This is a genomic window from Azospirillum agricola (genome assembly GCF_017876095.1).
GTDB lineage: Bacteria > Pseudomonadota > Alphaproteobacteria > Azospirillales > Azospirillaceae > Azospirillum > Azospirillum agricola.
In genome coordinates, this window is sequence record NZ_JAGINM010000008.1 from 47,797 (window position 1) to 72,290 (window position 24,494).

The following is a 24,494-nucleotide window of genomic DNA, read 5'->3' on the forward strand; positions in this document are numbered from 1 at the left end:
CCCGTTTTATTGTGCGTAGGCGTCCGGGAACCGGCCGGTCGTGCTGATGACCGTGGTGCGGGTCTCCAGATAGTTGTCGAGCGCTTCGATACCGTTCTCGCGGCCCCAGCCGCTCGCCTTGAAGCCGCCGTAGGGCGTCGACCAGCGGATGAAGCGGTAGGTGTTGACCCAGACGATGCCGGCCTCGATCCGCGCCGACACCCGGTGGGCGCGGCCGGTGTCGCCGGTCCACAGGCCGGCGGCGAGGCCGTAGCTGGTGTCGTTGGCCAGTGCCACCGCCTCGTCTTCGCCGTCGAAGGGGATGATCGAGGCGACCGGGCCGAAGATCTCCTCGCGCGCGATGCGCATGTCGTTGGAGACGTTGGCGAAGACGGTCGGCTCGACGAAATAGCCGTCGCCGAGATCCCCGGCGTCGAGCCGCCGGCCGCCGGTGACCAGCCGCGCGCCCTCCTGCTGGCCGATGTCGATGTAGGACAGCGTCTTGGCGAGCTGCTCGCCGTGGGCCTGCGGTCCCATGTGGGTCGCTTCGTCGAGAGGCAGGCCAACGCGGACCTTGGCGGCACGCTCGGCGAAGGCGGCGACCACCCAGTCGTAGACCGGCCGTTCGACCAGCACGCGCGAGCCCAGGGCGCAGCTCTGCCCGCACACCGACCAGGCCGAGGAGGTGGCGGCGTTCACCGCCTGCTCCAGGTCGGCGTCCTTGAAGATGATGTGGGGCGACTTGCCGCCCAGCTCGAAGGAGAAGCGCTTCAGCGTGTCCGCGCCGTTGCGCAGGATCACCTTGGCGGTGCTGCCCTCGCCGGTGAAGGCGATCTTGTTGACGCCGGGGTGCGCCACGAGACGGGCGCCGGTGTCGTGGCCGTAGCCCGGCACCACGTTGAGCACGCCGGGCGGCACGCCGGCCTCATGGGCCAGCCGGGCCAGTTCCAACGCGGTGACGGGGGTCTGCTCGGCCGGCTTCAGCACCACGGTGCAGCCGGCGGCCAGTGCTGGCGCCAGTTTCCAGGCCGTGGTCAGCATCGGCGCGTTCCAGGGGGTGATCGCACCCACCACCCCCACCGGCACCCGCGTGGTGAAGCAATGGACGCTGTCGTCGATCGGGATGGTGCGGCCCGACAGCTTGTCGGCCAGCGAGGCGAACCAGTGATACCACTGGTGATGCGCGCCGATGTCGGCGCGCGTTTCGCGGATGGCGCGGCCGGAATCGCGGGTTTCCAGCACCGCCATCTCCGGCGCGAACTCCCGGTACAGTTCGGCCAGGCGGCGCAGGATCGCCGCGCGCTCCCAGCCCGGCATGCGTCGCCACGGCCCCTCGAACGCATCGCGCGCCGCCTGGACCGCGCGGTCGATGTCCTTCGGTCCGCCGAAGGCGACGGCGGCCCAGGGGCGTCCGGTCGCGGGGTCGATGCTCTCGACCATGCCGCCATCCGCCGGTGCCACCCACTCGCCGCCGATGAAGAGGTGCGGATAGCGGCGCAGTTCGCCGTCGCCAGAGCCGCTCTTGAACGCGTTGGTCACAGACCCGAGCCTCTTGTCCAGTATGATGGATAATACGTACATGTTCACGGACGCGTCTGTCAAGTCGCTTATCCATCAATCAGCCATGCGAACTATTTAGGCTATTCAATTGATTAAAAACCAGTTTTCCTTGAAGTCGCCCGTTTTGACATATTGGTGCGGCGCGAAAATTCCTACTGCGTTGCACCATGAACTTTCCGGAAGCGATAAACTCGTCCACCCAAATTGCCCTTGCATGTGGATTATTAATCTCTGTATATGGACATAAAGCTGTCGGGGCGGGCATCCGCACCAAATCCAGGAACATCGTGGAAGGAATGGGAATGGGGCCGCTGGCAGGAACCAGGATCCTCGACCTGACCTCTGTCGTCATGGGACCCTCGGCAACGCAGATGCTCGGTGACATGGGGGCGGATGTCATCAAGGTGGAGCCGCCGGACGGCGACGTGGTGCGGCAGATCGGGCCGCAGCGGAACGCCGGAATGGGGGCGTACTTCCTCAACGCCAACCGCAACAAACGGAGCATCTGCCTGAACCTGAAGGATCCGGCCGGCCTCGATGCCCTGCTGCGGTTGGCCGACACCGCCGACATACTGACCTACAACATCCGCCCGCAGGCGATGACGCGCCTCGGCCTGGGCTATGAAACCCTGGCCGCGCGCAACCCGCGGCTGATCTATGCCGGGCTTTTCGGGTTCGGCCAGGACGGTCCCTACGCGGCACGCCCGGCCTATGACGACCTGATCCAGGGCGCCTCCGTGATGTCGGCGCTGATCGCGCAGGCCGGCGACGGCACGCCGCGCTACGTTCCCTCGGCCGTCGCCGACCGTGTGGTCGGGCTGGCCGCGGTCGGGGCGATCTGCGCCACCCTGGTGAACCGCAACCAGACCGGTCTGGGGCAGCGGGTGGACATCCCGATGTTCGAGACCATGGTCGGCTTCGTGCTGGGCGACCATCTGGGCGGGCTGACCTTCGATCCTCCCCTCGGCGGCGGCGGCTACGCCCGCCAGCTTTCGCCGGAGCGCCGGCCGTACCGGACGCGCGACGGCCATATCTGCACCGTGATCTACAACGACAAGCAGTGGGCCAACTTCCTGCGGGCGATCGGACGGGAGGACCTGCCGCGCGACGATCCGCGCTTCGCCACCTATGCCGACCGGCAGAGCAACGTCGATTTCGTCTATGGCGAGCTGGGGCGGATCTTCGCCGAACGCACGACCGCCGAATGGATGGAACTGCTGGACCGCGCCGACGTGCCGGCGATGCCGATGCACGACTTCGACAGCATCTTCGACGACCCGCAACTGAAACAGACCGGCTTCTTCGAACTCGTGGAGCACCCGACCGAGGGGCGTGTGCGCAACATGCGGCTGTCGGCGAGCTGGTCCCGGACGCCGGCCGCGACCCGGCGCCTGGCCCCCCGGCGCGGCCAGGACGGCCCGGCCATCCTGCGCGAAGCCGGGTTTGCGGACGACGAGATCGCGGCGCTGGCCGAACGGCGCGCCCTGACCATTCCGGCCGAGGCGGCCGGCTCAGACACCTGACGGGAGCATTCCGCACCATGGATTTCCGACTGACCGACGACCAGGAAGCGTTGCGCGACGCCATCGCCGGACTGTGCAAGCGTTTCGGAGACGATTACTGGCTGGCGCGCGACCGCGACGGCGGCTTTCCCGACGATTTCCACGCCGCCTTCGCCGACAATGGCTGGCTCGGCATCTGCATCCCGGAAGAGTATGGCGGCTCCGGCCTCGGCGTGACCGAGGCGGCGGTCATGATGCGGACGATCGCCGAATCCGGCGCTGGCATGTCCGGCGCCTCCAGCCTGCACATCAACATCTTCGGCCTCAATCCGGTGGTGGTGCACGGCACCGACGAGCAGAAGCGCCGCATGCTGCCGCCCATGGTGCAGGGGCGCGAGAAGGCGTGCTTCGCCGTCACCGAACCCAACACCGGCCTCAACACCACCCAGCTCAAGACCCGCGCGGTGAAGAAGGGCGACCGTTACATCGTCGACGGGCAGAAGGTGTGGATTTCGACCGCCCAGGTCGCCGACCGTCTCTTGCTGCTTGCCCGCACCACCCCGTTGGAGGAGGTCGGCAAGCCGACGCACGGGCTCAGCCTGTTCTACACCGCGTTCGACCGCAGCAGGATCGACGTCCGCGTCATCGACAAGATGGGCCGCAAGGCCGTCGATTCGAACGAGCTGTTCATCGAGGGGCTGGAGATCGCGGAGGAGGACCGCATCGGCGAGGAGGGGCGCGGTTTCGACTACATCCTGCACGGCATGAACCCGGAGCGGGTGCTGATCGCGTCGGAGGCGGTCGGGCTCGGCAGTCTGGCGCTGTCCCGGGCGACCGCCTATGCCAAGGAGCGGGTGGTGTTCAACCGGCCGATCGGCCAGAACCAGGCGATCCAGCATCCGCTTGCCCAAAATTGGATGGAGCTGGAGGCCGCCTGGCTGATGATCCTGCGCGCGGCCTGGGAGTACGACAACGGATTGCCCTGCGGCGCCAGTGCCAACGCCGCCAAGTATCTGGCGGGCGAGGCCGGCTTCAACGCCTGCCAGCAGGCGGTGATGACCCATGGCGGCTTCGGCTACGCCAAGGAATTCCATGTCGAGCGCTATCTGCGCGAGGTGATGATCCCGCGCATCGCGCCGATCAGCCCGCAACTCGTCCTGTGCTTCATCGCGGAGAAGGTGCTCGGCCTTCCCAAATCCTATTGAGGGCGTGATGATTGCGACGCTCACGCCGGCCCTCGACCTCGCCCGTTTCATCCGGGCGGGCGACCGGGTCGTGTGCGGCCAGGGCTGTGCCGAGCCGCTGGCGCTCACCGCCGGGCTGGCGGCGCTCGATCTGCCGATCGAGCTGTTCATCGGCCCGCTGTTCTCCGACAGCTTCGCCGAGCCCGGCCGCCTGCGCTTCGCCAGCTACGGCGCCATGGGCAAGGCGTCGCGGCTGGCGCGGCGCGGACGGCTGGAGGTGCTGCCCCTGCATTACGGCGCGCTCGGTCCGGCCTTCGCAAACGGCGATCTGCGGGCGGATGTGGTGCTGATCCAACTCGCCCCCGGACCGCAGGGCCATGCCGCGGCGCTCGCCAACGACCATGTCCTGGCGGCGGCGCGCAAGGCCCGTTGCGTGATCGCCGAGGTCAACCGGCGGGCGCCGTGGTGCCGGGGGGCGGAACTCGATCCGGCGATCCGCCTCGACGCGGTGGTTGAGACCGACCGGGACCTCGTGGCGCTCGAACCGGCCGCGATCGGCGAAGCGGAGCGCGCCATCGCCCGCCACGTCGCCGGCCTGGTTCCCGACCGGGCCACGTTGCAGGTCGGCATCGGTGCGATTCCCGACGCGGCGCTGTCGGAGCTGGCCGGGCACCGTGATCTCGGCGTTCATTCCGGCATGATCGGCGACCGGGTGGCGGCGCTGGTCGGGAGCGGCACCGTCACCAACGCCCACAAGTCCGTCGATCCCGGGCTGACGGTCAGCAACACCGCCTTCGGATCCGGCACTCTCTGCCGGTTCATCGACAACAATCCGGCGGTGCGGCTGATGCCGGCGTCGCACACCCATTCACCGGCCATCCTGGCGGCGCAGGACCGCATGATCGCCATCAACGCCGCCATCGAGGTGGACCTGACCGGTCAGGTCAACGCCGAGTTGGCCGACGGCGCGCCGGTCGGCGGCGTGGGCGGGCTGGCCGATTTCACCCGCGGCGCCCGGGCGGCCAAGGGGGGGCGGGCCATCGTCGCGCTGCGCTCGACCGACCGCTCCGGCACGGTCAGCCGCATCGTGCCGCGGGTTGCCGCGGTGACGCTGGCACGCAGCGACGCCGACACCATCGTCACCGAACACGGCGTCGCGCGGCTGGTCGGGCTCGGTCTGGCGGAAAGGGCCCGGGCGCTGATCGCGATCGCGGCTCCCCAACACCGCGAGGCGCTGGAACGCAGCCTGGGAGGCGCGGCATGACTGGGGCGGGACCATTGGCCGGCCTGCGGGTCATCGAGTTCGCCGGCATCGGTCCGGCGCCGATGTGCGCGATGCTGCTGGCCGATCTCGGCGCCGAGGTGATCTCGGTCGACCGGCTGGAGCCGAGCGGCAACGGCATTCCCCGCGCGCCGCGGTTCGACGTGACCCGCCGTGGACGGCGCTCGGTGGCGCTGGATCTCAAGCGGCCCGGCGGCATCGCCTGCGCGCTGGATCTCATCGCGCAGGCCGACGCGCTGGTCGAAGGATTCCGCCCCGGCACCATGGAGCGCCTGGGCCTCGGCCCCGACGCCTGCCACGCGGTCAACCCGCGTCTGGTCTACGGCCGGGTCACCGGCTGGGGCCAGGACGGGCCGCTGGCGGGGGCGGCCGGACATGACCTGAACTACATCGCGCTGTCGGGCGCGCTTGCCGCCATCGGGCGGGTGGGACAGCCGCCGACCGTTCCGCTCAATCTGGTCGGCGACTATGGCGGCGGCGGGCTGCTGCTCGCCTTCGGCATCGTATGCGCCTTGCTGGAGGCCCGACGGTCCGGCCGGGGACAGGTGGTCGATGCGGCGATGGCCGAGGGTGCGGGGACGCTGATGGCGAGCGCCTTCGGCCTTGCCGCCGCCGGGCTGCACCGCCCGGAGCGCGGCACCAACCTGCTCGATTCCGGCGCGCCGCACTACGATGTCTACCGGTGCGCCGACGGACAGTGGGTCGCCGTCGCCCCGATCGAGCGCAAATTCCGCGACGATCTGCTGACCCGCATCGGCTTCGATCCGACGACCTTTCCCGACGTTGCCGACCGCGCCCGATGGCCGCGAGTCCGGGAGCTGTTGACCGCGCGCTTCGCCGAGCGCAGCCGGGCCGAATGGTGCGCGCTGCTGGAAGGCACCGACGCCTGCTTCGCGCCCGTCCTGTCGGTTGCCGAAGCGGCGGACCATCCGCACGCCCGCGCCCGTGCCGCCCATCTCGTCATCGACGGCGTGGTCCAACCGGCGCCGGCCCCACGCTTCAGCCGTACGCCGGCCGCCATGCCGCAACCGGCCGAACCGCCGGGGGCCGGCACCCATGCGGTGCTCGCGGCCTGGGGCATCGCGGGGGAGCGCATCGAACATCTGGAGCGGCAGGGCATCATCCGGCCGCTCTGAACCATCCACCGATCACCGCAGGAGCATCACTTATGAGCGGCAAGTACTATGAGGAATTCGAGGAAGGCCACGTCTTCAATCACGCGGTTTCACGCACCGTCACCGAATATGACAACATCAGCTTCAGCCTGATGACGCTGAACCCGCAGCCGCTGCACATCGACGCCGACTTCGCCGGTCGGACGGAATGGGGCAAGCCGCTGTTCAACAGCCTCTACACGCTGGGCATCCTGATCGGCATGAGCGTGCAGGACACCACGCTCGGCACCACCGTCGGCAATCTGGGCATGAGTGACGTCCGCTTCCCCAAGCCCGTGTTCCACGGCGACACCCTGCGCGCCCAAACGCAAGTGGTCTCCAAGCGGCTGAGCAAGTCGCGCGGCGACGTCGGGCTCGTGGAATTCGAACACACCGGCTTCAACCAGCGCGGCGAGATTGTCGCCGTTTGCCGCCGCATGGCCATGATCTACCGCCGCAAGGACGCCGCGTGATGCGCACTCTCCTGTTCGTGCCGGGCGACAGCCCGCGCAAATTCGCCCGTGCCCGCCAGAGCCTCGCCGACGCGCTGATCCTCGACCTGGAGGACTCGGTCGCGGCCGAGGAAAAGCCGCGCGCCCGTCAGGAGACCGCCGCCATGCTGCGGGAGGCGCGCGGGGCACAGAAGCTGTTCGTCCGGGTCAACGCCTTCGACACCGGCCTGACCGCCCGGGATCTCGCCGCGGTGTTGCCATACGCTCCGGATGGAATTGCCCTGCCCAAATGCGGAGGACCGGAACAGGTCGAGCGCCTGTCCCACATGCTCGACGCGCTGGAGGCCGCCGCCGGGCTGGAACCGGGTCATACCCGCATCCTTGCCATTGCCACGGAGACCGCCGACTCCCTGTTCAACCTCGGCCGGTACAAGGGGTGCAGTCCACGGCTGTGGGGGCTGATGTGGGGGGCGGAGGATCTGATCGCCTCGCTCGGCGCCACCACCAACCGCGAGGGTGGGGCCCTGCTCGACAGTTTCCGGCTGGCGCGGACCCTGTGCTTGGCTGGGGCGGCGGCGGCCGGGGTGGTTGCCGTCGACACGGTCGCCACCACCATCGACGATCTCGACGCGGTGGCCGAGGAGGCCCGCGCGGCGCGGCGCGACGGCTTCCGCGCCAAAGGCATCATCCATCCCAAGCATGTCGAGGTGGTGAACGCCGCCTTCCGACCGACCGAAGGTGAGATCGCCTGGGCCCGACGCATCGTCGAGGCGTTTGCTGGCGACCGCACCGGCGTAGTGAAGATCGACGGCCAGATGATCGACAAGCCACACCTGCGCGCCGCCGAGAAAATCCTGGAATCCGCAGCGTTGCAATAGCATAAGAAGGCCGGCTGGTTCCAAACGCGGGTATCGACGAGCATGCAAGTCAAGCAGGCTGCCAACGTCATCGAACTCTTGGAGTTCTTTGCCAAGCGCCAGCGTCCGGCGACGCTGGCGGAAATTTCCGAAGAGCTGGGATGGCCACGGTCGAGCGCCTACAACATCATCGGGACCTTGGCGGAGATGGGATACCTCTACGAACCCAGGGCGCGGAACGGCTATTATCCGAGCCCGCGTTGGTCCAGTGTCGTCGGCTCCATCGCCGAGGCCGAGCCGTTGCCCGAAGCCGCCATGCAGCTTGTCGCCGAGGTGGCGGCTGAAACCGGCGAGACCACGGCGATCGGCGGTCCCGTCGGAACCCTGGCGATCTTCATCCATGTGGTGGAGTCGTCTCATCCGATCCGCTATTTCGCCAAGGTCGGCCACAAGCTGCCGATCCAGGCCACCTCGACCGGCCGCGCCATCCTGGCGCAATACACCCCGGCGGAGCGGCAGGCCCTCTATCGCAGGATAAATTTCGAGAAATACTCCGAGACCACTCCGACGAGCATCGATGCGGTCGAGGCGGAACTGCGGCGATCGGCCGAGCGCGGCTATCACCAGAGCAACGCGGACTACAGCGCCGATCTGGTCGGCGTCGCCCTGCCCCTGCCGATCCAGGGCAAGCGGCTGGCGCTGGTCGTCGCCGGTCCGATGTACCGCTGTTCCGCTCGCGCTCTTGAGATCGCGGCCACGATGAAGCGCGCGGTCGCCCGTTTCTCGGCAGAGCTTGACCTGCAATACTGAACGGAATCGGTGTTCGACTTTGCGCACTTTGGGCAAGGTTGATGAAGAATTCGGCGCTCTCACGCGGACGCGGCGGCGGCCTCGCCGGCCGGGTTCATCCAGGCGGTCGCCATGTCGCGCAGCACGTTCTTCTTCACCTTGGCGCCGTTCGGCCCGTCGGTGACCGGCATCGCCTCGATGGCGAAGACGCGCGCCGGCACCTTGTAGACGGCGAGCCGCGCCCGGCAGGCGGCCAGCGCCGCCGCCTCGTCGAGCGTGCGGCCGGGCTCCATCACGACGAAGGCGATGGGGCGCACGCCGGCCGGGCAACTCGCGGCGACGGTCTGGCAGACGGTGACGCCGGGGAGCGCCAGGATGACCTCCTCGATCTCGGTCGGGCTGACCAGATAGCCGGCGATGCGCAGCACGTCCTTGATGCGCGAGACGAAGATCATCCCGCCGTCGGCCAGCCGGTAGCCGTAGTCGCCGGTCCGCAGATAGCCGTCCTCCGTGAACACCTCGGCCGTCGCCCCCGGGTTGTCGAGGTAACCGATCATCGCGTTGGGGGTGAGCACCTCGACCTCGCCGATCTCGCCGTCGGGCAGCAGGGCGCCGCTGTCCGGGTCGCGCACGCGCAAGCTGGCGTCGGGGCAGACCGGCCGGCCGCCGCCCTGGGACCGGCGCTCCAGCGGCGCGTCGGCCGGCTGGGCGGCGAACATCGCCAGCGTCTCGGTCATGCCGAAGAAGCCGCGCAGCAGCACGCCGTGCGCCTCCGCCTTGGGCGGCAGGATGGTGGTCAGCGCCGGGGTGAAGTTGGCGTGGCCGAACATGCGGAGCGCGGGGAAGGGCTTGCCCTCCGGCACCACCGACAGGATCTTGTCGAGCATGTCGTCGGTGCCCAGCATGTGGGTGATGCCGTGCGCGGCCAGCAGGCGGGCGGCCTCCTCCGGCACGAAGGATTCCATCAGCACCAGCGGGCGCCGCGCCCGGATGGCGGTGATCGCCAGCGTGTAGCCGAAGGCGCCGCACATCGGGATGCCGAGCAGGAGGCTGGTTCCCGGCTCGGACAGCCCCACCGCCGCCGCCGCGTCGCCGGCGTGGCGCGTGTTGCGCCCCTGCGTGTGCTGCACCAGCTTGGGCGCGCTGGTGGTGCCTGACGTGGCGAGGATCAGGCTGACATCCTCCGGCCGGCCGTCGGCGATGTCGGGCAGCGGCTCGGGCGATTCGGCGATCAGGTCGGCGAAGCGGGTCTGGCGCACGCCGTCGAGCAGCGTCCCGTCGGCGTCGCCCAGCGTGACGACCAGCTCCAGCGCCGGGCGCTCGGCCGGGTCGACGCCGCGCAGCACCTCGGCGCAGGCCCCGTTGCGGTAGGCGGGGTCGAGCACCACCGCCCGGCAGCCGGCGCGCGACATCAGGAAGCCGACCTCGTGGCTGCCCAGCCGCACGTTCAGCGGCACCACGGCGACGCCGAGCCGCGAGCAGGCGAGCGCGACCACCAGCCATTCGGGGATGTTGGGCAGCCATAGCGCCAGCCGGTCGCCGCGCGTCAGGCCGAGATCCTTCAGCCGGGCGGCGAGCCGGGCGGATTCGCCGCGCATCCGGCCGTAGGTGACGGGGCCGTCCGCCCCCACCAGCATGGTCGCGCTGTCGGGCGCGCCGTTCAGCATGTCGAAGAGACGGGTCGGGGGGGCCATGCCGTGGTCGGTCATCAGGAAGCTCCAAAACGGCGGGGCCGGTCGGCGGGCGGCGGTCGGGTTCATGATGACCGCGGGGGCCGCGACGGATCGGCGGGGACGCTGGCACCGGCCTGGAGCGCGGGCGCGCCGGCCGGGGTTGTGAGTCGGTTCAATACAATCACACACGATTTGTTTTGTCTGTCAACCGGCTTCTCGGGATAGGCGGGTTACACCGCCTGCTTGCGCTGCACCGCGCACAGGCCCGCTGCGAGGCGAAACATGGCGTGGCCTCGAAAAATAAATCGCACATGATTTTTTATGTTCCATGTTTCTCAGGCTTATGATTGACTTATCCAGCAATAAGCGGCGCGCGAAGGGCGGGTTTCACCGCACCGGGACTGGCGCCCGCCGGGGTGGTGAAGGCGGCGGCCGGACGGGCTGCCATACCCCGGCCGCCCAAGCCGATGCTCACGAGAGGACGGTATGACGCAGACCAAGAGCGGCACGCAGACCGCGATCCTGCCTTCGGCGGATCCGAACTGGCTGGCCCTGCGGGACGAGGCGATCCTGGAGCCGGATCTGCCGATCATCGACCCCCATCATCACCTGTGGGACGCGCCGCGCTCGCCGCGCTATCTCGCCGAGGAGCTTCAGCGCGACGCCCAGGCGGGCCACAAGATCGTCGGCACCATCTTCACCGACTGCACCGAGGGCTACCGCACCGACGGCCCCGAGACCATGCGGCCGGTCGGCGAGACCGAGTTCGTCACCGCCATCGCCGAGCGGGTCGAGGCGGGGGACTACCGGCCGGCCGGCCTGTGCGCCGGCATCATCAGCTACGCCGACCTGCGCGAGGGCGCGGGCGTGCGCGCCGTGCTGGAGGCGCACATCGCCGCCGGCAAGGGCCGCTTCAAGGGCATCCGGCAATCGACCTCCTGGGATCCGAACCCGGAGATTCGCACCACCATGCGCACCCCGCCGGAAGGGTTGCTGCGCGACGAACAGCTCCGCCGCGGCTTCGCCTGCCTGGAACCGCTGGGGCTGACCTTCGACGCCTGGGTCTACCACCACCAGCTCTCCGACGTCGCCGATCTGGCCGGCACCTTCCCCGGAACCGCGATCATCCTCGACCATGTCGGCGGTCCCATCGGCATCGGCCCCTATGCCGGCCGGCGCGACGAGGTCTTCGCCCAGTGGAAGGCCGGCATCCTGGAGGTGGCGCGCCACCCCAACGTCAGCGTCAAGCTGGGCGGGCTGGCGATGCGGCTCGGCGGCTTCGGCTTCCACGAACGGCCGGTGCCGCCTTCCTCGGAGGATCTGGCCGCCGCGTGGCGTCCCTACATCGAGACCTGCATCGAGGCGTTCGGCCCCGACCGCGCGATGTTCGAGAGCAACTTCCCGGTCGATCAGCTCTCGTGCAGCTACGCCGTCCTGTGGAACGGCTTCAAGCGGATCGTGGCGGGGGCCTCGGCCGACGAGAAGGCGGCGCTGTTCAGCCGCACGGCGGCGCGGGTCTACAGCATCGAGCAGGTCCTGCGCTGAGCCGCGCGGGCCACAACCAACAAGTCAAGTTCCGGGAGGAGGAAACCATGCCGTTCGCCAAGACGCTCCGTGGCGCCGTGTCCTGTCTGGCGGTCGCCGCCGCCCTGTCCGCCGCCGCCGCCACCGTTCCCTCTGGGGCCAGGGCGGAGACCCCGGTGAAGGAGGTGAAGATCGGCGTGCTCACCGACATGAGCAGCATCTACTCCGATCTGGTCGGCCCCGGCTCGGTGCTGGCGGCGCAGATGGCGATCGACGATTTCATCGCCGCCGAGAAGCCCGGCTTCAAGATTTCGCTGCTGTCGGCCGACCACACCAGCAAGGCCGACGTCGCCTCCAGCATCGCGCGCAAATGGATCGACGAGCAGGGCGTCAACGTGCTGACCGACGTGGCCGGCGCCTCGGTGACGCTGGCCGTGTCGAACATCGGCGCGGAGAAGAACCGGCTGGTGCTCGCCACCGCGTCGGGCCAGAACAGCCTGTCGAGCGAGGACTGCAAGCCGACCACCCTGCACTGGAGCTACAACACCCGCGCCGTCGCCGCGACGACGGCGAAGGCGGTGACGATGGACGGCGCCAAGAACTGGTATTTCGTGACCGCCGACTACGCGGGCGGCCGCTCGCTGGAGGAGGACGCGACCAAGGGCGTGCTGGCGGGCGGCGGCAAGGTGCTGGGCTCGGTCAAGCACCCGTTCAACAACAACGACTTCTCCTCGCAGATCCTGATGGGGCAGAGTTCCGGCGCCAAGGCCATCGGCTTCGGCAACTCCGGCCCCGACACCATCAACGCGGTGAAGCAGGCCAACGAGTACGGCCTGGGCAGCAGCGTCGCCCTGACCCCGCTGCTGGCGATGATCACCGACATCGACGCCATGGGGCTGGACATGGCGAAGGGGATGTACGTCACCGAATCCTTCTACTGGGACATGAACGACCAGACGCGGGCCTGGTCGAAGCGCTTCTTCGACAAGCGCGGGAAGATGCCGACCATGGTGCAGGCCGGTCTCTATTCGGCGGTGAACCATTACCTTAAGGCGGTCAAGGCGACCAACAGCACCGACACCGCCCCGGTGCTGGCGGCGATGAAGGAGACGACGATCAGCGACCCGGTGACCAAGCCGTCGCGCCTGCGCGCCGACAACATCGTGCTGCGCGACATGTACCTGTTCAAGGTGAAGGCGCCGTCGGAGAGCAAGCAGCCCTGGGACTACTACACGCTGCTGAAGACCATTCCGGGCGAGGAGGCCTTCGCGCCGCTGTCGGAGAGCAAGTGCGCGCTGGTGAAGAAGTAGGTCTGGCCTGGCTTGCCCCCACCCATCCTCCCCCGCTGAGCGGGGGAGGGTTGGGGTGGGGGCACGTGTCCCTCCATCCGCCCCGCCTCCCCCACGCGAGGATCCCCATGCCATCCCTGCACACCGGCGGCACGGCCGGGCGGCTGATCGCCGACGCCGTCGTCCGCTTCGCCGACCGCCCGGCCCTGGCCGACCGGCGGACGCGCTGGACCTACGCCGAGCTGGGCGACTGGATCGGCCGCTTCGTCACCCGCTTCCGCGCCCTCGGGCTCGGCAAGGGCGACGGCGTCGCCATCCTGACCGGCAACCGGGTGGAGCCCTGGGCCGCCATCTGCGCCGCCAACATTCTCGGCATCCGCTACACGCCGCTGCACCCGCTGGCCGGCGAGGACGACCACGCCTTCATCCTCGCCGATTCCGGGGCGCGCGCCCTGATCGTCGATTCCGAGCGCTTCGGGGCCCGCGCCCTGGCGATCCGCGCGCGGGTGCCGAGCCTGGAGCATCTGCTCGCCATCGGTCCGCTCGACGGCGTTCCCGACCTGCTGGAGGAACTGCCGCGTCTGGAGCCCGCCCCGCTCGATCCGCAGGTGGAGGCGGAGGACACCTCGCTGCTCTGCTACACCGGCGGCACCACCGGACGGTCGAAGGGCATCATGCTGCCGCACCGGACCATCGCCGCCATGGCCTCGACCATCGCCGCCGAATGGGAATGGCCGGCCGAGCTGCGCTACGCCGCCGTCACGCCGATCAGCCACGCCGGCGGCATCATGCTCTACCCGATCATGCTGATGGGCGGCTCGGCCCTGCTGCTGCCCGGCTTCGACAGGGAGGAGTTCTGCCGCACGGTGGCCGACGAGCGCGTCACCGCCGCCTTCCTGGTGCCGACCATCATCAACACGCTGGTCGAGGATCCGGCTCTCCTGGCGCGGCACGACCTGTCGTCGCTGGGTCTGATCGTCTACGGCGCCGCCCCGATGGCGCCGGACCTGCTGCGCCGCGCCATCGACGCCTTCGGCCCGGTCTTCCTCCAGCTCTACGGCCAGTCGGAGGCGCCGCAATGCGTCACCACGCTGCGCAAGGTCGACCACGACCTGTCCAGGCCGGAGCGCTTCGGCTCCTGCGGGCGGCCGACCGCGCTGTGCGACGTGAAGCTGTTCGACGCCGACATGCGCGAGGTCGGGATCGGCGAGCCGGGCGAGCTGTGCGTGCGCGGGCCGCTGGTGATGACCGGCTACTGGCGCCAGCCGGAACTGACCGGGCAGGCCTTCCACGGCGGCTGGCTGCACACCGGCGACGTCGCCCGGCGCGACGCCGAGGGCTTCCTGCACATCGTCGACCGCACCAAGGACATGATCATCTCCGGCGGCTTCAACATCTACCCGCGCGAGGTCGAGGACGCGCTGATGGCGCACCCGGCGGTGTCGCTGGCCGGCGTGATCGGCATCCCCGACGCCAAATGGGGCGAGGCGGTGAAGGGCTTCGTCACCCTGCGCCCCGGCGCCAGCGCCGAGGCCGCCGACCTCCAGGCCCATGTGAAGGCGCTGCGCGGCGCCCCCTGGTCGCCGAAATCCATCGACATCGTCGCCGAGATGCCGCTGACCGGGCTCGGCAAGGTGGACCGCAAGGCGTTGCGCGAGCCTTACTGGCGCGACCGGACACGCGGAGTGAACTGAATCATGCTGGACCATGCGGCGATCATGGAGCTGCGGACGCGGGACGACACGTCCTGGAGCGAACGCGACGCGATGCTCTACGCGCTGGGCGTCGGGATGGGCGCCGACCCGATGGACGGGAACGAACTGCCCTTCGTCTATGAGCGCGGCCTGAAGGCGCTGCCGACCTTCGCGATCGTGCCGACCTTCGCCGGCGGGCCGCTGTTCCGGATCGGTCTCGACACCCGCTACCTGCTGCACGGCGAGCAGGCGGTCACCCTGCACCGGCCGATGCCGGCGAGCGGCACCGGCACCGTCGAAGGGCGCATGGTCGGTGCCTGGGACAAGGGGGCGGGGAAGGGGGCCGTGTTCGCGCAGGAGAAGATCCTGCGCCTCGACGGCGACCCCGAGCCGCTGGCGACCGTCGTCACCACCGCCTTCGGCCGGGCCGAGGGCGGCTTCGGCGGCCCGACGGAGGGCCAGCCGGCGCCGCACCGGGTGCCGGACCGCGCGCCGGACCGGTCGGTGGATGTGCCGACCATGCCGTCGCAGGCTCTGCTCTACCGGCATTCCGGCGACCTCAACCCGCTGCACGCCGACCCGGAGGCGGCGCGCGTTGCCGGCTTCCCGCGCCCGATCCTGCACGGGCTCTGCACCTACGCGATCACCGCCCGCGCCGTGCTGGCCGCCTGCTGCGATTTCCAGCCGGAGCGCATGCTCCACCATCAGGCGCGCTTCTCGGCCCCGGTCTTTCCGGGCGAGACGATCACCGTCGATCTGTGGGTCGATGGCGACGCGGTGTCCTTCCAGGCGCGGGTCAAGGCGCGCGACGTCGTGGTGGTGAGGAACGGCCTGAGCCGGCTGCGCAAGGAGGCCATCCGATGAAGGCGCTGCACTGCCTGTCCTACGGCGAGCCGCCGGAGCTGCGCGTCGCCGAGATCGCCGAGCCCCGGCCCGGCCCCGGCGAGGCGCTGATCGCCGTGGAGGCGGTCGGGCTCGGCGGTTTCGACGCGGTGCTGCTGGGCGGCCGCTACCAGGAGCGTCCCGAGCCGCCCTTCGTGCCGGGCCGCGAGCTGGCCGGGCGGGTGCTGGCGGTGGGGGAGGGCGGCGACCCGTCGCTGGTCGGCGTGCGGGTCGCCGCCATCGCCTTCAAGGGCGCGCTGGCCGAGCGCACGGTGGCGCTGTGCGACCATTGCCTGGCGACGCCGCCGGACATGGACCCCGCCACCGCCGCCTCGATTCTCAGCGCCTACGCGACCAGCCTCTACGCGCTGGAGGTCTGCGGGCGGATGAAAGCCGGCGAGACGGTGCTGGTGCTGGGCGGTGCGGGAACCGTTGGGGCGGCGGCCATCGACATCGCGCGCGGGCTCGGCGGGCGGGTGGTCGCGGCGGCCTCCTCGGCGGAGAAGCTGGACCATTGCCGGGCGTGCGGAGCCGATCTGGCGGTCGATTACGGCGACCCGAACTGGCGCCGCGCAATGACGGAAACGCTGGGCGGCGGGATCGATCTGGTGCTCGACCCGGTGGGCGGCGCCCTGTCGGAGACGGCCTTCCGCAGCCTCGCCCCCGGCGGGCGGCATCTGGTCGTCGGCTTCGCCGCCGGGGACATCCCGCGCATCCCCCTCAACCTGCCGCTCCTGAAGCGGGCGAGCATCGTCGGGGTCGATTGGGGCGGCTTCATGCGGCAGGAGCCGGTGGCCAACCGGGCGCTGCTGGCGCGTCTGCGCGACCTGTTCGACAGCGGCGTCCTGCGGCCCGAGCGACCCACCATCCACCCGCTGTCCGCGCTGGTTTCCCTGCTGGACGATTTCCGGAACCGGCGCAGCGTCGGCAAGCCCGTCATCCGGCCCGATTTCGAGGCCGCGCAATAACCGGGAGGACAACCGCCATGCCTTGCGGGTCTCCGGGCGCCAAGGCGGTCGTCGCCAGGATGCGCGCGACGCCGGTGCGCGACATGTTCGTCCGGAACGGCACGCTGCGCGAGGACGGGCCGATGGAGCACGACCTCGACCGGTTCCAGGTCATGGCCCCGGCCGAGAGCGGGCACGCCTGGGACTGCTGCAACCCGAAGCGCGTGGTTCCCGGCAAGGGGGCGTTCCAGCCGCCGTCGGAAAGCACCCGCTCCTTCGTCGGGAAGACCTGGGTTTGCCCGGCGTCGTCAGGCCCGGCCTTGCGCCGCCGGCGTCCGGAAAGCCGGTGTCAGCCCATGGGGGAAAGAGTGTGAGGGAGCGGGATGTGATGGACAGCAAGCAACCGACGGGCCCCCTGGCGGGGCTGCGCGTCATCGAGATCGCCGGCATCGGGCCCGGCCCCTTCTGCGCCATGATGCTGTCGGACATGGGGGCCGAGGTCATCCGCATCGACCGCGCCGCGCCGCCCGACCAGGGAATCGACATCCCGGTGCTCAGCAACGTGACCAACCGTGGCCGGCGCTCGGCGGTGCTCGACCTCAAGAGCCCGGAGGGGGTGGAGGCGCTGAAGCGGCTGGTGGCGCGGGCCGACGCCCTGATCGAGGGCTTCCGCCCCGGCGTGATGGAGCGGCTCGGCCTCGGGCCGGACGAGCTGCTGGCGGTCAACCCGGGGCTGGTCTATGGCCGGATCACCGGCTGGGGGCAGGAGGGGCCGCTGGCCAAGGCCGCCGGGCACGATCTGAACTACATCGCGCTCAGCGGCATGCTGCACGCCATCGGCCCGGCCGACCGGCCGCTGCCGCCGCTGAACCTGATCGGCGATTACGGCGGCGGCGCCATGTATCTCGCCTTCGGCATGGTCTGCGCCCTGCTGGAACGGGCCAAATCCGGCAAGGGACAGGTGGTGGACGCGGCGATGGTCGACGGCGCCGCCTCGCTGGGGGCGGCGCTCTACGGGCTGCTCGACGCCGGGCTGTGGCGCGACCGGCGGGCCGGCAACCTGCTCGACGGCGGCGTGCCCTGGTACGACAGCTACGAGACCAGCGACGGGAAGCACATCGCCATTGGCCCGCTGGAGCCGCGCTTCTACGACGCGATGCTGGAGCTGCTCGGCGTGACCGACGACACCCTGCGCGCCACCCTGCGCGACCGGAGTGAGGCGAACTGGCCCCGCCTGCGCGCCGCCCTCGCCGGCATCTTCCGGACGCGGACGCGCGACGACTGGTGCGCGCGGCTGGAGGGGACCGACGTCTGCTTCGCCCCGGTCCTGTCGATGGCGGAGGCGCCGCACCACCCGCACACGGTGGCGCGCGAGGGCTTCGTCGCGGTCGGCGGCGTGGTCCAGCCGGCCCCGGCGCCGCGCTTCAGCCGCAGCCGGCCGGCGGTCCAGGGGCCGCCGCCGGCGCCGGGGGAGCACACGCGGGACATCCTGGCCGACTGGGGCTTCACGCCGGAGGAGGTTGATCGCCTGTCGCCTCGGGGATGACGACGTCCGGTTTCACGACGGTGGCCTGGGAGGGCGGCACGTCGTCGTTTCCCTCCGTGCGGTCGCGGTACAGCGCGGCGCGGCCCAGCAGCATCAGCGTGATCGGCGTGGTGACGATCATCAGCGCGGTGATCAGCACCTCGTGGATCACGAGCCGCGATTCCAGCACCGTGAAGAACAGCATGGACGCGATCAGCACGAAGCCGACGCCCAGGGTCGATCCCAGGGTCGGGGCGTGGATCCGCGCGTAGAAGGTGTCGAACCGCAGCAGTCCGAACGACCCGATCAGGGTCAGGCCGGCGCCGATCAGCAGGAACAGGGCGGTGAGCAGCGCCACCCACGCGGGAACCTCGGCCAGATGCGTCATTCGATCACCTCTCCCCGCATGAGGAACTTCGCCAGCGCCGCCGTCGAGACGAACCCGAGCAGGGCGATGATCAGGGCGGCTTCGAAATACAGGATGCTCGCCGTGCGGATGCCGAAGGTCAGCAGCAGCATGGTGGCGTTGACGTAGAGCGTGTCGAGCCCGAGCACCCGGTCCTGCGCGCGCGGCCCCTTCAGCATCCGGTAGACCGCGCAGCCCATGGCGAGAACCAGCAGGATCTGCGCCACCAGGATCGACCAGACCAGGATTTCCGCGATCATTCGAACACCTCCATCAGGCGCTTCTCGTACCGACCCTTGATGGTGTCGATCCACACCTCCTCCTCGACCAGATCGAGGATGTGGAGAAGGATCGTGTGCTTGACCGAATCATACTCCACCCAGATCGTGCCGGGCGTCGCCGTGATGATGCAGGCGAGCGCCGCCAGCCCGTAGGGCGACCGCATGTCGAGCGGGATCAGCACGAAGCCGGCCGTCCGCTTGCCGCTGTCCGGCCGCAGGATGATGGTGGCGACCGCGCGGTTGGAGCGGATGATGTCGGCCAGGACCAGGAACGCCAGCTTCACCGCCACCTGCACCCGCCGGATCCGCCCCTTCGGAGGATCGAGCGCCAGCAGCATGCGGACGGCGATGACCGACAGAACCCCGCCCAGCAGGACGCCGCCCGGCGTCACGCTCTCGTTCAGGATCAGCCAGACGGCGAGCAGCGTCGCGGTCAGGACGGGGAAGGGCATCCAGCGTCTCATCGGCCGTCTCCAGCACCCGGTTCCGCCGGGGGCGGCGGCAGCACCATCCGGACATAGTCCTGCGGCACGTGCAGCGACTGGGCCGTCGCCTCCATGTAGCGCATCACCGGCCCGGCCCCGACGGAAAGCGCCACGCACAGCGACAGCAGCAGCACGACCGGCGCGATCTCGACCACGCGCACGCGCGGCAGCTCGTTGCCCGGCGAGGCCCAGAAGACGTCGATGCCGGTGCGGGTCATGGCGACCACCGTCGCCAGACCGGACAGGATCAGCGCCGCCAGCAGCACCCAGGCGGTGACCGACACGCCGGCGTCGCCGCTGGTGTCGAGCGCCAGCAGGGGGGCCAGCATGGCGAACTTGGCGAGGAAGCCGGACAGCGGCGGCAGGCCGGCCAGCAGCAGGGCGCAGGCGCCGAAGCTGACGCCGAGGATCGCCATGATCGCCGGGATGGCGATGCCGACCTCGTCGTCCTCGTCGGGCTCCTCGTCGTCCTCGCCGAAGGCCGCGCGGGTCACCGCCAGAACGTCGGCGCCGACCTCGCGGCTGCGCTCCAGCGGCTCGATCAGCAGGAAGAAGCCGGCGATCGCCAGGACCGAACTGGTCAGATAGAACAGCGCCCCGCCGGTCACCGCGACCTGCCCCATGCCGACCGCCGCCAGCAGCGTGCCGGAGGAGACCAGCACGCAGGCGCCGGCCAGCCGCGCCATGCTCTGCGTCGCCAGCACCGCCACCGATCCGAAGACGATGGTCAGCACGCCGCCGATCAGCAGCCAGTTGCCGGCGAAGCCGGCCGAGGCGCCGGCGCTGCCGCCGAACATCAGCAACCACAGCCGCAGCACGGCGTAGATCCCCACCTTGCTGAGGATCGACATGATCGCCGCCGAGGGCGCGCTGACGGTGGAATAGGTGTTGGGCAGCCAGAAGCCGATCGGCCACATCCCCGCCTTGGTCAGGAAGGCGATGCCGAGGATGGCGGCCCCCGCCTCCAGCAGCGCCCGGTCCTCGGGCGCGACGGTGGCGATGCGGTTCGCCAGCTCGGCCATGTTGAGCGTGCCGGCGATGCCGTAGATCACGCTGACCCCGATCAGGAACAGCAGGGAGGCCGCCAGGTTGATGGCGACGTAGTGCAGCCCGGCGCGGACGCGGGCCAGCCCGGAGCCGTGCAGGGCCAGCCCATAGGAGGCGGCCAGCATGATCTCGAAGAAGACGAAGAGGTTGAACAGGTCGCCGGTCAGGAAGGCGCCGTTCAGCCCCATCAGCTGGAACTGGAACAGCGGGTGGAAATGCGCCCCCGCCTTCTGCCAGCGCGCCAGCGAGAAGACCAGGGCGGCGAGGCCCAGGATGGCGGTCAGCACCAGCATCAGCGCGGCCAGCCGGTCGAGCACCAGCACGATGCCGAGGAAGGACGGCCAGTCGCCCAGCCGGTACATGCGCACCGCGGCGGCCCCCGCCTCCGGCGGCGCGCCGTCGGCGATCCGCAGCAGCGTCACCGCCACCACCAGCAGCGCCACCGTGGAGGCGAGGCCGAGCGCCGCCTTCAGCGGACGCCGCCGCTCGTCGATCAGCATCATCATCGCCCCGGCCAGCAGGGGGATGACGATGGGGGCGATCGTCAGATGGTCCATCCAGCCTGTCATCGGTCCTTCTCCCGGCCGTCCACGTGATCGGTCCCCGTCAGGCCGCGCGCGGCCAGCAGAAGGACGAGGAAGAGGGCCGTCGTGGCGAAGCCGATGACGATGGCGGTGAGGACCAGGGCCTGGGGCACCGGGTCGGCGTAGGTGGAGAGGTCACCCGCGGTTCCCTGTTGCAGCACCGGCGCGGCGCCCGTGCGCAGCCCGCCGGTGGAGAAGATGAAGAGGTTCACGGCGTAGGACAGCAGCGAGAGGCCGATGATCACCTGGAAGGTGCGGGGCCGCAGCAGCAGCCAGACGCCCGATCCCGTCAGCACGCCGATCCCGAGGGCGAGGATGAGTTCCATCAGTCGTCTCCCATCGTCGTCTGTGCCGGCGTCGGGGTCGGGGGCGGCGTCGGCGCCGATACCGGCGGCGGCAGGGCCGGCGGGTCGGCGGGGCGCGGCGCCGAGGCGCGGTGGCCGCGCAGCGACTGGCGGGCCAGCGCGATCAGCGTCAGCATCGTGGCGCCGACCACCAGGGCGAAGACCCCGACGTCGAAGATCAGGGCGCTCGCCATCGGGAGCTTGCCGAGCACGGGCAGATCCGCGTAGGCGAAATAGGAGGTCAGGAAGGGCCGGCCGAACGCCCAGGCGCCCAGGCCGGTGCCGGCGGCCAGCAGCAGCCCGATGCCCATCCAGCGCAGCGGCAGCACCCGCAGCCGCGCCTCGACCCACTGCGTTCCGCCCAGCATGTATTGCAGGATCATGGCGATCGAGGCGGTGAGCCCCGCCGCGAAGCCGCCGCCGGGCTGGTCGTGGCCGCGCAGCAGCAGGAACATCGCGACCAGGCAGATGATCGGGAAGAGCAGCCGCGCGATCAGCGACGGGATCAGCAGCCAGTCGGCCACCGTGTCGCCGTCGCGCCGCTCCGGCTGGGCGATGTCGTAGGCGCTCTGGGCGCGCTGCTGCTCGGGCACGTCGACGCTGTCGGGCGCCGGGCGGAAGCGGCGCAGCAGCGCGTAGGCGGTCAGCGCCACCGCGCCGAGCACGGTGATCTCGCCCAGCGTGTCGAAGCCGCGGAAATCCACCAGGATCACGTTGACGACGTTGGTGCCGCCGCCTTCCGTGTAGGCGCGTTCCAGGAAATGCTCGGCCAGCAGCTCCGGCGGGACGCGGGTCATCACCGCGAAGGCGAGCGCCGCCATGCCGGCGCCGGCGGCGACGGCGATGCCGAGGTCGCGCAGGCGGCGCGTCCGGGTCAGCACCTCCGCCGCGCGGGTGCCGGGCAGGTCCAGCCGCTTGGGCAGCCAGCGCAGGCCCAGCAGCAGCAGGACGGTGGTGACGACCTCGACCAGCAGCTGCGTCAGCGCGAGGTCGGGGGCGGAGAACCAGACGAAGGTGATGCAGGTGACCAGCCCGGTGCCGCCCAGCAGGATGAGGGCCGCGAGCCGGTGGAACTTCGCCTGCCACGCCGCGCCCAGCGCGCAGCCCGCGCCGATCGCCCAGATCAGCGCCAGCACCGGGTCGATGCCGGCGGGGATCAGGTTGCCGGGGCCGGGCCAGCGCAGCAGGGCGGCCCAGCCCGCCGCCAGGACGGCGACGCAGACCACGAGGCGGAGCTGGGGTTGCAGGCGGCGGGTGCCGAGCAGCCCCTCCGCCGTCCGCGCCAGCCGCCAGGACAGGAAGACCAGGGCGCGCTCGAACAGGCGCTGGCTGTCCAGCCGGCGGATCAGCGGCGCCCCCTCGACCCCCTTGGCCAGATACTCCTGGAGCAGCAGGTAGAGCACGACGCCGGCCGTCAGGGCCAGCAGGCTCATCAGCAGCGGCCGGTTGAAGCCGTGCCAGACCGCGAGGCTGTATTCGGGCGTCGCGGTCCCCAGGGCGGCGTGCGCCGCCATGTCCAGGTACGGCCCGACGGTGGCCGCCGGCAGCAGGCCGACGATGATGCAGGCCAGCACCAGGATCTCGACCGGGAAGCGCATCCAGGAGGGCGGCTCGTGCGGCTTGCGCGGCAGGTCGACCGGATCGGGGCCGAAGAAGGCGCCGTGGATGAAGCGCAGCGAGTAGGCGACGCTGAAGGCGCTCGCCACCGTGGCGGCGACCGGCAGGATGTCGATCAGCGGCGGCAGCGGCCCCTCGGCCGACAGCGCCTCGGCGAAGAACATCTCCTTGGAGATGAAGCCGTTGAGCAGCGGCACGCCGGCCATCGCGGCGGCGGCGACCAGCGCCAGCCGCGCGGTGAAGGGCATGAAGCGGTTCAGGCCGGACAGGCGCCGGATGTCGCGGGTCCCGGTCTCGTGGTCGATGATGCCGGCGGCCATGAACAGCGACGCCTTGAAGGTCGCGTGGTTGATGATGTGGAAGATCGCCGCGACCATGGCGAGCCGGCTGTTGAGGCCGAGCAGCAGCGTGATAAGCCCGAGATGGCTGATGGTCGAATAGGCCAGAAGCCCCTTCAGGTCGTGCTGGAAGATCGCGGCGTAGGCGCCGAGCAGCAGCGTGGCGATGCCGGCCGAGCTGACGATCCAGAACCAGGCCTCGGTCCCGGCCATCACCGGCCACAGCCGCGCCATCAGGAAGATGCCGACCTTCACCAGCGTCGCCGAGTGCAGGTAGGCCGAGACCGGGGTTGGCGCCGCCATCGCGTGCGGCAGCCAGAAATGGAAGGGGAACTGCGCGCTCTTGGTCAGGGCGCCCAGCAGGATGAGGATCAGGGCCGGCAGGTAGAGGGGATGCGCCCGGATGCGGTCGCCCGAGGCCAGCACGACGTCGAGGTTGTAGCTGCCGACGATGTGGCCGAGCACCAGCATGCCGGCGAACAGGCACAGGCCCCCGGTGGCGGTGATGGTCAGCGCCATCCGCGCCCCGTCGCGCGCCGCCGCCAGATGGTGCCAGTAGCCGATCAGCAGGAAGGAGAAGAGGCTGGTCAGCTCCCAGAAGAAGGCGATCTGGATCAGGTTGCCGGAGAGCACCACCCCCATCATGGAGCCCATGAAGGCGAGCAGGAAGGCGAAGAACCGGGGGACCGGATCCTCGGCCGACATGTAGTAGCGCGCGTAGAGGATCACCAGCGCGCCGACGCCCGAGATCAGCCCGGCGAACAGCCAGGCGAAGCCGTCCATCCGCAGGATGAAGTTCAGCCCGACCGACGGCATCCAGTCGATCTCGTGGCGGAGCACGCCGCCGGCCGCCACCGTCGAATAGGCGGCCCACAGCAGGGCGAGTCCGACCAGCGCGACCCCGCCGGCCATCCACGCCGCGGCGTTGCGCGCGTGCGTCGGCAGGAGGCCGGCGGCGATGGCGCCGACGAAGGGAAGACCGACGGCGGTCAGGAGCAACAGGGCGTCGGGCATGCTCTCCAACAATCAAGCGGCTTGGTGACGGCGTGGGCGGAACCGTGGGGCGGGACCGTGGCCATCGGTGGGGCGGCGGGCGTTC

22 protein-coding genes are annotated in these 24,494 nt (G+C 70.3%); 14 read left to right on the top strand and 8 right to left on the bottom strand.

Features of this window, described 5'->3' with window-relative positions; genetic code table 11:
• Positions 1 to 6 precede the first annotated feature (6 nt).
• Positions 7 to 1,518, bottom strand: coding sequence for an aldehyde dehydrogenase (locus J2847_RS13540; protein WP_209779472.1), 1,512 nt, complete (start codon positions 1,516 to 1,518; stop codon positions 7 to 9).
• Between the two features lie 323 nt (positions 1,519 to 1,841).
• Here J2847_RS13540 and J2847_RS13545 point away from each other — a divergent pair, with 323 nt between their 5' ends.
• From J2847_RS13545 to J2847_RS13575, 7 genes are read left to right on the top strand one after another with little or no spacing between them, the layout of a single operon-like run.
• Entirely contained in the window at positions 1,842 to 3,062 is a 1,221-nt protein-coding gene (locus J2847_RS13545; protein WP_209779473.1) for a CaiB/BaiF CoA transferase family protein, read from the top strand.
• Positions 3,063 to 3,079: 17 nt separating this feature from the next.
• Positions 3,080 to 4,246: an acyl-CoA dehydrogenase family protein gene (locus tag J2847_RS13550; protein ID WP_209779474.1), complete on the top strand. Its 1,167-nt coding sequence runs from the start codon at positions 3,080 to 3,082 to the stop codon at positions 4,244 to 4,246.
• Between the two features lie 7 nt (positions 4,247 to 4,253).
• A complete protein-coding gene (locus J2847_RS13555; protein ID WP_209779475.1) occupies positions 4,254 to 5,489 on the top strand; it encodes an acetyl-CoA hydrolase/transferase family protein in 1,236 nt (411 codons plus the stop codon).
• Complete coding sequence (locus J2847_RS13560; RefSeq protein ID WP_209779476.1) at positions 5,486 to 6,643, top strand: CaiB/BaiF CoA transferase family protein; 1,158 nt, start codon at positions 5,486 to 5,488, stop codon at positions 6,641 to 6,643. The genes J2847_RS13555 and J2847_RS13560 overlap by 4 nt, the downstream gene beginning before the upstream one ends.
• 32 nt (positions 6,644 to 6,675) lie before the next feature.
• On the top strand, positions 6,676 to 7,134 hold the full coding sequence (locus J2847_RS13565; protein WP_209779477.1) for a MaoC family dehydratase: 459 nt from the start codon (positions 6,676 to 6,678) through the stop codon (positions 7,132 to 7,134).
• The gene (locus J2847_RS13570; RefSeq protein ID WP_209779478.1) at positions 7,134 to 7,991 is read left to right on the top strand and encodes an HpcH/HpaI aldolase/citrate lyase family protein; all 858 of its coding nucleotides are present in this window, start codon (positions 7,134 to 7,136) and stop codon (positions 7,989 to 7,991) included. The genes J2847_RS13565 and J2847_RS13570 overlap by 1 nt, the downstream gene beginning before the upstream one ends.
• 42 nt (positions 7,992 to 8,033) lie before the next feature.
• Entirely contained in the window at positions 8,034 to 8,780 is a 747-nt protein-coding gene (locus tag J2847_RS13575; protein ID WP_209779479.1) for an IclR family transcriptional regulator, read from the top strand.
• Positions 8,781 to 8,839: 59 nt separating this feature from the next.
• Here the strand turns inward: J2847_RS13575 and J2847_RS13580 are convergent, their stop codons facing one another.
• Positions 8,840 to 10,468 carry an AMP-binding protein gene (locus J2847_RS13580; RefSeq protein WP_209779480.1) on the bottom strand — a complete coding sequence of 543 codons (1,629 nt, stop codon included), beginning with the start codon at positions 10,466 to 10,468 and terminating at the stop codon, positions 8,840 to 8,842.
• Positions 10,469 to 10,918: 450 nt separating this feature from the next.
• Between J2847_RS13580 and J2847_RS13585 the strand changes: the two genes are divergently transcribed.
• The 7 genes from J2847_RS13585 (at position 10,919) to J2847_RS13615 (ending at position 18,314) form a co-directional block, all read left to right on the top strand.
• On the top strand, positions 10,919 to 11,977 hold the full coding sequence (locus tag J2847_RS13585) for an amidohydrolase family protein (protein ID WP_211114724.1): 1,059 nt from the start codon (positions 10,919 to 10,921) through the stop codon (positions 11,975 to 11,977).
• A 47-nt stretch (positions 11,978 to 12,024) separates the two neighbouring features.
• Complete coding sequence (locus tag J2847_RS13590; RefSeq protein WP_209779481.1) at positions 12,025 to 13,266, top strand: ABC transporter substrate-binding protein; 1,242 nt, start codon at positions 12,025 to 12,027, stop codon at positions 13,264 to 13,266.
• Between the two features lie 107 nt (positions 13,267 to 13,373).
• Positions 13,374 to 14,939, top strand: a complete 1,566-nt coding sequence (locus J2847_RS13595) for an AMP-binding protein (protein ID WP_209779482.1) — start codon at positions 13,374 to 13,376, stop codon at positions 14,937 to 14,939.
• 3 nt (positions 14,940 to 14,942) lie between these two features.
• On the top strand, positions 14,943 to 15,803 hold the full coding sequence (locus J2847_RS13600; RefSeq protein ID WP_209779483.1) for a MaoC/PaaZ C-terminal domain-containing protein: 861 nt from the start codon (positions 14,943 to 14,945) through the stop codon (positions 15,801 to 15,803).
• On the top strand, positions 15,800 to 16,789 hold the full coding sequence (locus tag J2847_RS13605) for an NADPH:quinone oxidoreductase family protein (RefSeq protein WP_209779484.1): 990 nt from the start codon (positions 15,800 to 15,802) through the stop codon (positions 16,787 to 16,789). Before J2847_RS13600 ends, J2847_RS13605 begins: the two co-directional genes overlap by 4 nt.
• A gap of 17 nt (positions 16,790 to 16,806) precedes the next feature.
• Positions 16,807 to 17,142, top strand: coding sequence for a hypothetical protein (locus J2847_RS13610; protein WP_209779485.1), 336 nt, complete (start codon positions 16,807 to 16,809; stop codon positions 17,140 to 17,142).
• A 14-nt stretch (positions 17,143 to 17,156) separates the two neighbouring features.
• Positions 17,157 to 18,314, top strand: a complete 1,158-nt coding sequence (locus J2847_RS13615; protein ID WP_209779486.1) for a CaiB/BaiF CoA transferase family protein — start codon at positions 17,157 to 17,159, stop codon at positions 18,312 to 18,314.
• Here the strand turns inward: J2847_RS13615 and mnhG are convergent.
• Genes mnhG through J2847_RS13645 form a run of 6 tightly spaced genes read right to left on the bottom strand, consistent with a single transcriptional unit; the run spans position 18,274 to position 24,409 of the window.
• Positions 18,274 to 18,681, bottom strand: coding sequence for a monovalent cation/H(+) antiporter subunit G (mnhG, locus tag J2847_RS13620; protein ID WP_209779487.1), 408 nt, complete (start codon positions 18,679 to 18,681; stop codon positions 18,274 to 18,276). The two genes, J2847_RS13615 and mnhG, sit on opposite strands and share 41 nt — an antisense overlap.
• On the bottom strand, positions 18,678 to 18,959 hold the full coding sequence (locus J2847_RS13625) for a K+/H+ antiporter subunit F (protein ID WP_209779488.1): 282 nt from the start codon (positions 18,957 to 18,959) through the stop codon (positions 18,678 to 18,680). Before J2847_RS13625 ends, mnhG begins: the two co-directional genes overlap by 4 nt.
• A complete protein-coding gene (locus J2847_RS13630; protein ID WP_209779489.1) occupies positions 18,956 to 19,444 on the bottom strand; it encodes a Na+/H+ antiporter subunit E in 489 nt (162 codons plus the stop codon). Before J2847_RS13630 ends, J2847_RS13625 begins: the two co-directional genes overlap by 4 nt.
• Complete coding sequence (locus J2847_RS13635) at positions 19,441 to 21,081, bottom strand: monovalent cation/H+ antiporter subunit D (protein ID WP_233474506.1); 1,641 nt, start codon at positions 21,079 to 21,081, stop codon at positions 19,441 to 19,443. The genes J2847_RS13630 and J2847_RS13635 overlap by 4 nt, the downstream gene beginning before the upstream one ends.
• Positions 21,078 to 21,422 (bottom strand): Na+/H+ antiporter subunit C, encoded by a 345-nt coding sequence (locus J2847_RS13640; RefSeq protein WP_085552981.1) that lies wholly within the window; start codon positions 21,420 to 21,422, stop codon positions 21,078 to 21,080. Before J2847_RS13640 ends, J2847_RS13635 begins: the two co-directional genes overlap by 4 nt.
• Positions 21,422 to 24,409 carry a monovalent cation/H+ antiporter subunit A gene (locus J2847_RS13645; RefSeq protein ID WP_209779490.1) on the bottom strand — a complete coding sequence of 996 codons (2,988 nt, stop codon included), beginning with the start codon at positions 24,407 to 24,409 and terminating at the stop codon, positions 21,422 to 21,424. The genes J2847_RS13640 and J2847_RS13645 overlap by 1 nt, the downstream gene beginning before the upstream one ends.
• Positions 24,410 to 24,494: the final 85 nt, after the last annotated feature.